We start from the raw sequence: 11,544 nt of genomic DNA, 5'->3' as shown, positions 1-11,544 counted from the left end.
ATATTTTTCCTGAGTAGTCAAGAAACAAGCTAAATAGACCGCAATTAAGCTATGTAAAAGAAATTTTACATGCTTTTTTTATTTTTTTTGATGAATATGGTATAATTTCGGATGTAAATTTCTGTAAGAAATATGAAAGAGAGAATGAAAGATTATGGAATTATTGAAATTGTTAGGCATTCTAATTGTCGTAATCGGATTTGTATTAAAATTGGATTCGATTTTGATTATTATGATTGCCGCTATTGTGACTGCACTTGTTGCAGGAATGAATCCAGTGACTTTCTTGGAAACGCTTGGATCTAGTTTTGTCGCTAACCGCAGTATGTGCGTGTTTGTGATGGTCATGGTTGTTACGGGAACATTAGAAAGAAATGGTTTAAAACAGGCAGCTGCTAATTTAATGAAGAAATTCAAAAATGCATCAGCTGGTGTTGTTCTTGCGATTTATGGTGTATTCCGTCTAGTCTTTGCGGCATTTAATGTAAGCTTTGGTGGCGTTGCCGGATTTGTTCGTCCTATTGTCTTGCCTATGGCAACGGCTGCAGCTAAGAAAAATGGTAAAAAGATGAGTGAAAAGTATGAAGAAAACTTAAAAGGAATGGCAAGTGGTATGGAAAATATCGCATGGTTCTTTGGACAAGTTTTATTTGTAGGAACAAGTGGAATGATTTTAGTGCAATCTACATTAGCTGAGTTAGGATATGATGTTGAATTAGTCGATTTAATGAAAGTACAGATTCCAGTGGCAATTATTGCGGTAGCTGTCGCAATCGTATATTACTACCTTAAAGATAAACAACTATCTAGAAAGGAGACTAAATAATGAATCCAATTCAATTCTATACTAGTGTGGATGTTACACTTTCAGATAAACTATTAGAAGTCATGTATTGTCTAATTGGGTTGATTTCTATGTATGTTGCCTTTAAAAATCTAAAAGATAAAGAAAATAAAAATAGTGTTGGTTCATTTATTTTCTGGTTTGATCTAGGACTTATGTTTGTGCTAGGCAAATGGTTACCAGCCTTGGTTGATGGTATCTTGTTGATTATCTTGGTATTGCCTCCAATTCTAAAGAAAGTTTCACCTGGCAATGAGCCCGAACCTACTCTTGAAGAAATGGAACAAAACAATAAGAAGATTGGTTCAAAAGTATTCGTTCCAGCTGTTTGTATTGGTTTATTTGCGTTGTTAGCTGCATTCTTTACTAAGATTTCTCCACTAGTTGGTATGACTGTTGGTGTTTTTGTAGCTATGATCATTTTGCGTATCTATTCAAAGGCAAATACGCCTAGTGTCTTCTTAAAAGATTGTCGAAGAATGATGGATGTGGTTGGTCCATTAAGTATGCTTCCAATGTTGCTTGCTGCTTTAGGGGCTGTTTTTACAACTGCAGGTGTTGGAGATGTTATTTCTGGTTTAGTATCGAATATTATTCCTGCAGGCAATGTTACAATTGGAATTATTGTTTATGCGATAGGTATGGCCGTATTTACCATGATTATGGGAAATGCCTTTGCGGCAATTACCGTAATGACAGTTGGTATTGGGGCACCATTTGTACTTAAATATGGAGCAGATCCAGTTATAATTGGATCTTTAGCATTAACTTGTGGATATTGTGGTACACTATGTACACCGATGGCCGCAAACTTTAATATGGTTCCAGTCGCAATTCTAGAGATGAAAGACAAAAATGGTGTCATCAAAAAACAAGTGCTTGTTGCGGTGGTTATGTTAGTGGTACAAATTGTCATGATGATTATGATGTCATAGGAGAGTGATAAAATATGAAAAAAGTATTGATTACAGGTTTTGATCCTTTTGGAGGAGAAAAAATCAATCCGGCTTATGAAGCCGTTAAACTATTACCGGATGAAATTAATGGAGCAAAAATTCTTAAGAAAGAAATTCCTACGGTATTTCAAAAGGGACCGGATGCAGTTTATGAAGCAATTCAAGAGAATCAACCAGATTACGTATTATGTATTGGCCAAGCTGGCGGAAGAAGTCAAGTCACACCTGAATGGGTGGGTATTAACTTTCGAAATGCTAGAATTGCCGATAATGAAGGCAATCAGCCTTTGCAGACAAGTGTTGTAGAAAATGGCCCTGAAGCTTACTTTACAATGCTTCCTGTATTTAGAATGGTTGAAAAGATGAAAGAAAATGGAATTCCTGCAAGCGTAAGCTATACAGCGGGTACTTATGTTTGTAACGACGTGATGTATTCTGTATTGCATTATTGTCATACAGAATTTAAAGATGTAAAAGGTGGCTTTATGCATGTGCCTTATGCAACTGAACAAACAGTGAATCAGCCAGCAGGAACGCCTGGAATGAATTTAAAAGATATTGCCAAAGCCATTGAACTATCTGTAGAAGCTATGTTAGAGAGTGATACAGATATTAAAGTGGTTTCTGGCGAAACGCATTAAGGAAAGCTTTTATAGCTTTTCTTTTTTTCTTGGGTAAAAAAAAGGGGTGAGTCTATTATTGTGACTCACCAAAGAAATAGGAATATATGAAATAAACAGTTTTTTTATTAGGAAAGGGTTATATGTATTGGGTTGATTACTGTTTATTTCTGTATATAGAATAGTTCTAAAAACTTAAAAGAAGCTTAAAGAAACTGTGAAAATATTTACAATTTTATGAAAATTTGCGATTTCTTTCTTGACACTATGTATATGCCGAGTATAATAAGCACTATAAAGTGAATCGAGTAAAGATAGAGGCAGCATTGCATCAGAGTAAAACATGGAGTTGGCAGACTGTGAAGTGTTTGAAAGGTAACCAATGCCGAAAGAAATGAAATGGCAATTTTATTTCTTGGGGTTATAAGGAATACTTATAACACTCCTTCGTCAGGAAGAGGCGTTATCTTATAGTTAATGAGATATTTTTTAGCTATGTGGTATGCCGCATAGCTTTTTTCTATTCTTTGCCGATTAGAGAAGGAGAAAAAGAAATATGAACTTTAAAAAATTAATGGCAGCTGCCATGGTATGCACTTTTGCGCTAACAGGATGTGCATCAAACACAACAACATCTGAAGATAAGGACACATTTGTCGTAGGAATGGAATGTGGATATGCTCCATTTAACTGGCAAACATCTGAAAAAACAGATACTTCTGTAAAATTAGGTAAAGCTGGTTATGCGGATGGATATGATGTGCAAGTAGCTAAAAAGATTGCAAAAAAATTAGGAAAGAAATTAGTCATTAAGAAAACGGCATGGGATGGTTTGATTCCAGCTTTAGAGAACGATGAAATCGATGCGATCATCGCTGGTATGACTAAGGATAAAAAACGTGAAGAAGGAGCTGACTTTACAACACCATATTATGATTCAAAGGGAATGATCATGATTGTTCGTAAAGATAGTGAAGAAGCTGGATATACAGATATTCAACAATTTACAGGTAAAAATATTGTTGGTCAAAAAGCAACAAACTATGATGATGTAATTGATCAAATTAAAGGTGTAAATCACGTAACACCAAAGGCTACTTATCCTGAAATGATTTTGGCTTTAAAACAAAATGAAGTGGATGGAATTACTGCAGAAATGGCAGTTGCGAAAGGTGTAGTAGAAGCTAACCCAGACTTAACAATCGTTCAATTTGCAGATGGACATGGATTTGATTGTGATACAACTGTTTCAATCGCATTAAAAGAAGGTTCTCGTGATTCTGAATTCTTCAAAAAAGTTCAAAAAGCATTAGATAGCATTACAGATGAAGAACGTGAAGAAATGATGGAATATGCAGTAGAACACCAACCAACAGAGGATTAATTATGCGTATTGATATTGCGAAGACTTGGAACATATTTGTTCATAACATCCCTCTTTTCCAATATGGAATTGAGATGACCTTGTTGTTCGCATTCGTTGGTACGTTTGCAGGATTTGTCGTCGGCTTATTAGTCGGCGGCATTCGTGCGATTGAAATCAATGAATATGATTCAACAGCTATTAAAATTTTAAAGAACATTGGAAGAATTATTACAGGATTGTACATTTGGATCTTTAGAGGTACACCAATGATGGTTCAAGCCATGTTTATCTACTATGCAGGAAAACCTGTGATTGGATGGAATCCGATTACAGCCGGTTTAATTATTATCTCAATTAATACGGGTGCTTATATGGCTGAAATTATTCGTTCGGGAATTCAGTCTGTGGATAAAGGCCAAAATGAAGCTGCTATGTCTTTGGGTATGACAACGATGCAGACTTTGATGTATGTTGTATTTCCACAAGCTATTAAAAATTCATTTCCTTCAATTGGAAATCAATTGATTGTAAATATTAAGGATAGTTCAATGTTGAATGTTATTACGGTAACGGAACTATATTTCCAGACAACATCCGTTGCAGGAAGTAACTATCGTGTTATGGAAACATTCTTGGTTTCAGCTATTTTGTATTTAATTTTAACAACACTTGCTTCTTTCTTATTGAATTATCTTGAAAAAAGAATGGATAGCGAAAGCAGCATGAAAGATTTCTGTAGTTAGGAGGAGCGATTATGGAAACAATTATTCAAATTCAACATCTCCAGAAACATTTTGGAAATCTTAAAGTATTGAACGATGTGGATTTCGATATTCATAAAGGAGAAGTGGTTACTATTATTGGATCGAGTGGATCTGGTAAGAGTACAATGTTAAGATGTGTAAACTTATTAGAGAGAATGGATGGAGGCCATGTTTTATATCATGGTAAAGACATTCTAAGTGGTCAAATGGATGTGAATGAATATCGTTCTAAGGTTGGAATGGTGTTTCAAAGTTTTAACTTATTCAACAATTTGACTGTATTGGAAAATTGTATGTTAGGTCAGATTCGTGTCTTAAAGAAATCGAAAGAAGAGGCAAAAGCTACAGCCTTAAAATTCTTAGATGAAGTTGGAATGAAAGAGTTTGCCGATAAGCCAAGTACTAAACTTTCTGGTGGTCAAAAACAGCGTGTTGCGATTGCGCGTGCCTTGTGCATGGATCCTGAAGTGTTACTATTTGATGAGCCAACTAGTGCACTAGACCCAGAAATGGTTGGGGATGTTTTGGATGTTATGAAAAAGCTAGCCAATGAAGGATTGACAATGGTAATTGTGACACATGAAATGCAGTTTGCCAGAGAAGTTAGTGATCGTGTTATTTTCATGGATAAAGGTGTCATTGCAGAACAAGGTACGCCTGAACAATTGTTCGAGCATCCTCAACAGGAAAGAACACAACAATTTTTATCTCGTTATCAAAGCCGTTAATCGGCTTTTTCTTTTTGTGAAAAATTTCATTTGTTGAGACGAGTTCATTGAAAAAAGGCCTAGTTAGTGTTATATTATTATCGATTAATGGAGGAAAAATACAATGGAAAAAAGACCAGTAATATTGGTTGTTATGGACGGTATTGGTATTCGTGAAGACAAGAAGAACAATGCGGTTGCATTAGCCAACAAACCAACACTTGATAAATTGTGGGCAGAATGTCCACATACACAACTTCGTGCTCATGGACTTGCAGTAGGACTTCCTACAGATTCAGATATGGGTAACTCAGAAGTTGGACACAACGCTTTAGGTTGTGGACAAATTTATTCTCAAGGAGCTAAATTAGTTAACGAAAATATTGAGTCTAAAGAAATCTTCAATTCTAAAACTTGGAAGGATTTAGCTGAAAATGCAAAAGACAGCAAAATGCATTTCATCGGTCTTTTAAGTGATGGAAACGTACACTCTAATATTTCTCACTTAAAGGCTTTGATCAAAGAAGCTAAAAATGAAGGTATTAAAGAAGTTCGTGTTCATGCATTACTTGATGGACGTGATGTTCCTGCAACTTCAGCTTTAGAATATGTAAATGATATTGAATCATTTATGGCAGAATTAAATGATGACAACTTCCACGCATGCATTGCTAGTGGTGGTGGACGTATGCAAATCACAATGGACCGTTATGAAGCTGACTGGTCTATGGTTGAACGTGGATGGAAAATTCACGTAATGGGTGAAGGAAGACAATTTGCTTCAACTACAGAAGCTATTGAAACGTATCGTAAAGAATTAAACGTTGTTGACCAAGATCTTCCAGGATTTGTTGTCGCAAAAGATGGTACTCCAGTAGGTACGATCGATGATGGTGATAGCGTAGTATTATTCAACTTCCGTGGTGACCGTGCTCAAGAAATCTCTTTAGCATTTGATGGAGATGCTTCATTTGATAAATTTGATCGTGTTAAAGTTCCAAATGTAAAATTTGCAGGTATGTTACAATATGATGCAGACTTACAAATTCCAAAGAACTATTTGACTGAACCACCAAAAATCAAATACACATTAACTGAAGAATTGTGTAAACATGGAATTCGTGAATATGCAATCAGTGAAACTCAAAAATACGGACACGTTACTTATTTCTGGAATGGTAACCGTTCAGAAAAATTTGATGAGTCTTTAGAAACTTATGTTGAGATTCCAAGTGATGTAGTTCCATTTGAACAAAGACCTTGGATGAAGGCTGCTGAAATCACTGATAAATTGTGTGAAGCAATCGAAAGTGGAAACTATGATTTCATTCGTACAAACTATCCAAATGGTGACATGGTAGGACACACTGGAAGTTTACCAGCAACTATTATCGGTGTTGAATCTGTAGACTTAGAACTTGCACGTGTTATTGAATCTGTAAATAAAGTAAATGGTATTTTATTAGTAACTGCAGACCACGGTAATGCGGATGATGAAAGTAAGACTAGCCATACATTAGCACCAGTTCCATTCATTGTATATAATGCAGAATGTGAATTAAAAGAAGGCGAAGATCTAGGATTGTCAAATGTTGCAGCTACAGTTTGTGATTTCTTAGGATTAGAACCAAACGAACACTGGAACCCATCTTTAAAAAAATAAATCTGACTTTTAAGGAGTAATGTTAAATAAACTTTACTCCTTTTTTACTTGCATTCATGATAAAATGACAAAAAAGAGGTTGATGATATGGAAAGAGTTTTAATTGTAGAAGATGATGAAAATATTCGCCAATTATTGAAATTAACATTGGCTAGTTTTAATTATGAGTTAGTTGATTTTGAAAATGGAAAAGATGCATATGATTATCTTCAAGACAATAAAGTCGATTTAGCCATTCTAGATTTAATGCTTCCAGGCATGAATGGGTATGATATCTTAAAGTTCATTCGTTCGAAAGCATCCTTAAAAGATTTACCAGTTATTATATTAAGCGCAAAAGATAAAGAATTAGATAAAATCATGGGATTAGATCTAGGGGCTGATGACTATTTGACAAAACCATTTAGCGTTTTAGAACTTGCAGCCCGCATTCGATCTTTACTAAGAAGAAGTAAAAAGGATGAGCGTTTGATTCAAATTCACGGATTATGTATTGATTTGGATAAACGAATTGTAACGATTCATGAAGAGCCTGTTGAATTAACATATAAAGAATTTGAACTTCTTAAATATTTAGCTAAAAATGAAGGTAGAGCCGTTTCTCGTGAAGAGTTGATCAACCAAATTTGGGGATATGATTTTATTGGTGAAAGTAGAACGTTAGATGTGCATATTAATTCATTACGAAAAAAACTAGGTATTGAATATGCACATTGGATTCAATCCGTAAGACAAGTTGGCTATCGTTTGGTTGCTGGAGATAATGATGCATAAGAAAATTGTTCGCTCCTTCTTGATTACATTTTTGATCACCTTTCTTCTTGGCTTTGGTTTACTTTATGTAAGTTTATACAAAGCATCCATTTCACAAGATCGACAGTATTTAATGAATACAGTGAAGCTTATAAAAAATCTAGAAATCGATGATTTAAATACGACTCGTTTAGGGGATACGTTTAAATCGGAAGATATTCGTATCACAATTATTAAGCGAAATGGTAAGGTTTTATATGATAACTACAAAAATAAAATCAGTGAAAAGCATTTACAACGTGAAGAAGTTAAACAAGCTTTAGAAGAAGGTACTGGTACATGTATTCGTCATTCAAATACGATGCAGCGATCTTATTTATATGTGGCCGATTATGAAGAAGATAATCAGACAATTGTTCGTTTAGCTATGCCTTTTGATGGATTGAGTCAATCTATTTCAATTTTATTGGCTCCATTTATTTTTAGTATATGTGTATCGTTTATGGTTGTATTTATCTTATCTAAAAAAATGGCGGATGAAATTGTTGAACCATTTCAAGATATCACAAATACAATTAATTCAACAAACATTTCAGAAGATGTTTTAACTTTTAATACATATAATTATCCAGAACTATATAAAATCACAAATGCCCTGACAAATATGTCGAAAGAAAATAAAAAGTATTTGGAAAGATTGGAAAAAGAAAAAAAGGTTCGCCAGGAATTTTTTAGTAATGCGAGTCATGAGTTGAAAACACCATTGACTTCAATTCGTGGATATACGGAATTGATTCGTTCACATACGATTCAAGATAGTAATCAAATTGATACGTGTTTGGATTGTGTCTTAAAAGAAAGTGATCATATGACACAGTTGATCAATGATATTTTAACGATTTCTAAATTAGAAACCGAAGAAATGCAAGTGACATATTCGCATATTCAAGTAAAGAAGTTATTAGATTCCGTTGTAGAAACTTTAAAACCACAGATTGAGAAAATGGACCTAAAAGTTTATGTGAATGCGACAGAATTTACAGTATTTGCGAGTATGGATCATATTAAAGGAATCTTTTATAATGTGATTTCGAATTCGATCAAATATAATAAGGTGAATGGACGCATAGATATTGAGCTGAAAAAGAATCAAAACAATATGTATTTTAGTGTAGAGGATACGGGTATTGGAATTCCAAATAAAGACCAAAATCGAATTTTTCAACGCTTTTATCGTGTAGATAAACAACGTTCCAAAACGATACCTGGAACAGGTCTTGGATTATCAATAGTAAAGCATGTTGTCTATTATTATAAAGGAGATATTCATTTAACTTCAAAAGAAGATGTAGGAACTAAAATAACAATTGAATTACCTATTGTCGTAAAAGAAACCCCAGAGAGTTAGTCTCTGGGGCTTGGTGCATATTCTTGTTCGGATTTTAGAACATGAATTGCGAACGTGAATAAAATGAGTAAACGAATGATGTCAATCAAAATAAAGAATATAAATACACGAATGGAATATTCATGAGAATTGTAATATTTCATAAAGCTAGGCAAATAAACTAGAATGCGGATGAGTTCACCAATCATGCAGCAAGCGATGATTTTCTTTGTAGCTTTTTGGTTGTAATACATATAGAATAATGGAATGGTCCATATGAATGCGGTAAAGATACAGAGTACAAAGATATCTTTTGTCGCAAATACTTTCTGCATATCCATGCTTTCGAATAGATTTGAAAAGATTTGAATCAAGATAGGGAATAAAATTAATTCACCATAAATGATAATACCTAAACGAACGGATAATTGAGGTAAAGTCATAGGTGCTTTTTCTGTTTCATATTCATCTTCATCGTCTTGTTCATCTTGTTCCATTTCTTTTGCGTATTTTTCTTTGATTTTATTGTAGTCTACATTTTTCGTTTGTTTTTCAACCCAATCATCATCTTCATCATCTAATTCAATGGTGTGATCATAATAAATCTTACACCAACGATCATTCTTTAAATATCCACCAATTTGGCTTAGTGCAATTGTTTTTACGAGCATACAAGCGATAAGAATAAAGAATGGAAGGATACTCTTTAAATTGGATAATAGTAAATGTATTGGAAAATAAATCAATAATAGTGTGATAACTAAATCGATCCAATAAAGGATGCGAAACCATTTGTTGCCTAAAGAAAGAAGAACAAAGGTGATGCCATATAATATTAATTGTCCAGCGCTTAGTTTTATTAACATGGAGTGAAAAGAAGAATCATCAACTTTTAAAAATTCGATGTTAGAAAATAAATATGCCATTAAAAAAAAGTATATACATAATAGGATAAAATAAAGAATCAAATGTATAGTTATTTTTTGTTTAGCTTTTTGATAGAGGATTAGGTTTTGTTCCTGTTTCGAATACATATAACGACCTACTTTCTATTTAGAAATGAATATCCATTTCTTATATTATTTTAGCATAGGAATGAAATTCATTGTCAATATTTTAACAATGGAATAAAATATCAAAGGGAGGATAATGAACATGGAATTAAAAACAATTCGAATTCAACGTGTTGTTGAACAACAAAATTTGGCGTCTGTCATGAAAAGTGGTTCATTGGATGTCTTGGCTACACCACAAATGATTGCGTGGATGGAAGAAGCAGCTTGTTTATGTCTTGATTTAGAAGAAGGCAAAACAAGTGTAGGCATTTCTATGAATGTATCACACGATATGGCTAGTCCCTTAGGTGCAACAATCACAATTGAAGCTAAAATGGTTAATGTGGATGGTCGCAAAATTGATTATGAAGTGCAGGCTTTTCAAGATGGAAAATCAATTGGAAAAGGTGTTCATAGTCGTTTTGTGGTAGATGCACAAAAGTTTATGGATAAAACATATAAGAAATAATAAAGAATGCGGTAGTTTTTATGCTCTACCGCTTTTTTCTTAGTATTGAAAGATTTAAAAGAATCATACTTAAAGCACCACATGTATCTATACAAATATCTGTGATTTGTGGACTTCTTCCAGAAACAAAAGACTGATGCCATTCATCGCTGCATGCATAAAGAATACAAGTCATCAGGGCAAAGAGTGCGTAGTGTTTAACATTGTAGTTTTTATACATGTAGAGTGTGTTAAAGCCAAGTAAGGCATAGATTGAAAAATGGGCTAGTTTACGAATAAAGTGCATTGAAAAAGGTAAAAATTGTAAAAACCAGGCACTTGTTTGTGTGGATTGCTCAGCATTTTGATTTGAAAAGTAAAATATGAGCATCATGTTACAGATTGTAAGAATAGTAAAGATGTGTTTTTTCAATTCGATAACTCCTTTTGTTGAATAAATAAAGCGTAATCCGCTTTTTTATAGTCTTGTTCATTAAAATAATTGCGAACATAGATAAAATGATAATCAAAAACATTGGACATGTCAAAATCATCTAAGATGATATAGCTTGTGATGTTATGTTCATTTATAAATTCTTGAATGGCTTTTGTTCGTGGTGAAATTAAAGGTGTAGTTGCCTTTATGTACTTTCCTAAGTCAAAGATATCAAACATAGTTTGTAGCTGATCAAGAGAGTATACAATTCTCCAAGAGCTTGTGATGATAATTTGCGCATTATATTTTTCAATTAATTGTTTCAAATAAGCGATACTTTCTTTTGAAAAACAAGAATAGACTTGATTGACTAAATATACATTTAAATTTGCAATTTTGGGATGATTTAATTTCTTGGCCAGATTATTTGGTAGGCTATAATCAAAATGATATGTGGTTTTTTTTTGGTTTGGATTGATGACACCATCAATATCTAAAAATATACAGGGTTTCATAAGTGGTCCTCCTGTTAATATGATAGTCAA

Annotated in this window: 13 protein-coding genes and 1 riboswitch; of the genes, 10 read left to right on the top strand and 3 right to left on the bottom strand. The window is 33.6% G+C overall.

Going from position 1 to position 11,544, the window contains the following annotated elements:
- Positions 1-154 precede the first annotated feature (154 nt).
- From Q0E86_RS03860 to Q0E86_RS03820, 9 genes are all read left to right on the top strand, one after another.
- On the top strand, positions 155-826 hold the full coding sequence (locus tag Q0E86_RS03860) for a 5-oxoproline transporter, DUF969 family subunit (RefSeq protein WP_295754633.1): 672 nt from the start codon (positions 155-157) through the stop codon (positions 824-826).
- Entirely contained in the window at positions 826-1,779 is a 954-nt protein-coding gene (locus tag Q0E86_RS03855; protein ID WP_295754631.1) for a DUF979 domain-containing protein, read from the top strand. Before Q0E86_RS03860 ends, Q0E86_RS03855 begins: the two co-directional genes overlap by 1 nt.
- Before the next feature lie 14 nt (positions 1,780-1,793).
- A complete protein-coding gene (gene pcp / locus Q0E86_RS03850; protein WP_295754630.1) occupies positions 1,794-2,441 on the top strand; it encodes a pyroglutamyl-peptidase I in 648 nt (215 codons plus the stop codon).
- A 286-nt stretch (positions 2,442-2,727) separates the two neighbouring features.
- Positions 2,728-2,894, top strand: a riboswitch (Lysine riboswitch).
- Between the two features lie 82 nt (positions 2,895-2,976).
- Complete coding sequence (locus Q0E86_RS03845; protein ID WP_295754628.1) at positions 2,977-3,804, top strand: transporter substrate-binding domain-containing protein; 828 nt, start codon at positions 2,977-2,979, stop codon at positions 3,802-3,804.
- Positions 3,805-3,806: 2 nt separating this feature from the next.
- Positions 3,807-4,529 (top strand): amino acid ABC transporter permease, encoded by a 723-nt coding sequence (locus Q0E86_RS03840; protein WP_295754626.1) that lies wholly within the window; start codon positions 3,807-3,809, stop codon positions 4,527-4,529.
- Between the two features lie 11 nt (positions 4,530-4,540).
- The gene (locus Q0E86_RS03835; protein ID WP_288519281.1) at positions 4,541-5,278 is read left to right on the top strand and encodes an amino acid ABC transporter ATP-binding protein; all 738 of its coding nucleotides are present in this window, start codon (positions 4,541-4,543) and stop codon (positions 5,276-5,278) included.
- A 103-nt stretch (positions 5,279-5,381) separates the two neighbouring features.
- Positions 5,382-6,920 carry a 2,3-bisphosphoglycerate-independent phosphoglycerate mutase gene (gene gpmI, locus Q0E86_RS03830; protein WP_295754624.1) on the top strand — a complete coding sequence of 513 codons (1,539 nt, stop codon included), beginning with the start codon at positions 5,382-5,384 and terminating at the stop codon, positions 6,918-6,920.
- A gap of 87 nt (positions 6,921-7,007) precedes the next feature.
- Complete coding sequence (locus Q0E86_RS03825) at positions 7,008-7,694, top strand: response regulator transcription factor (protein ID WP_295754623.1); 687 nt, start codon at positions 7,008-7,010, stop codon at positions 7,692-7,694.
- Positions 7,687-9,081: a cell wall metabolism sensor histidine kinase WalK gene (locus Q0E86_RS03820; protein ID WP_295754622.1), complete on the top strand. Its 1,395-nt coding sequence runs from the start codon at positions 7,687-7,689 to the stop codon at positions 9,079-9,081. The genes Q0E86_RS03825 and Q0E86_RS03820 overlap by 8 nt, the downstream gene beginning before the upstream one ends.
- On the opposite strand, the gene Q0E86_RS03815 is transcribed toward Q0E86_RS03820, so the two are convergent.
- The gene (locus tag Q0E86_RS03815; RefSeq protein ID WP_295754621.1) at positions 9,078-9,731 is read right to left on the bottom strand and encodes a hypothetical protein; all 654 of its coding nucleotides are present in this window, start codon (positions 9,729-9,731) and stop codon (positions 9,078-9,080) included. The two genes, Q0E86_RS03820 and Q0E86_RS03815, sit on opposite strands and share 4 nt — an antisense overlap.
- A gap of 484 nt (positions 9,732-10,215) precedes the next feature.
- Between Q0E86_RS03815 and Q0E86_RS03810 the strand changes: the two genes are divergently transcribed.
- A complete protein-coding gene (locus tag Q0E86_RS03810) occupies positions 10,216-10,584 on the top strand; it encodes a thioesterase family protein (RefSeq protein WP_295754620.1) in 369 nt (122 codons plus the stop codon).
- Between the two features lie 25 nt (positions 10,585-10,609).
- Here Q0E86_RS03810 and Q0E86_RS03805 read toward each other — a convergent pair whose 3' ends face one another.
- A complete protein-coding gene (locus Q0E86_RS03805; protein WP_295754619.1) occupies positions 10,610-10,996 on the bottom strand; it encodes a VanZ family protein in 387 nt (128 codons plus the stop codon).
- A complete protein-coding gene (locus Q0E86_RS03800) occupies positions 10,993-11,514 on the bottom strand; it encodes an HAD domain-containing protein (protein ID WP_295754618.1) in 522 nt (173 codons plus the stop codon). Before Q0E86_RS03800 ends, Q0E86_RS03805 begins: the two co-directional genes overlap by 4 nt.
- Positions 11,515-11,544 lie beyond the last annotated feature (30 nt).

The organism is uncultured Holdemanella sp. (assembly GCF_934754935.1).
Classification (GTDB): domain Bacteria; phylum Bacillota_I; class Bacilli_A; order Erysipelotrichales; family Erysipelotrichaceae; genus Holdemanella.
This window is presented reverse-complemented; position numbering and strand designations above follow the sequence as displayed.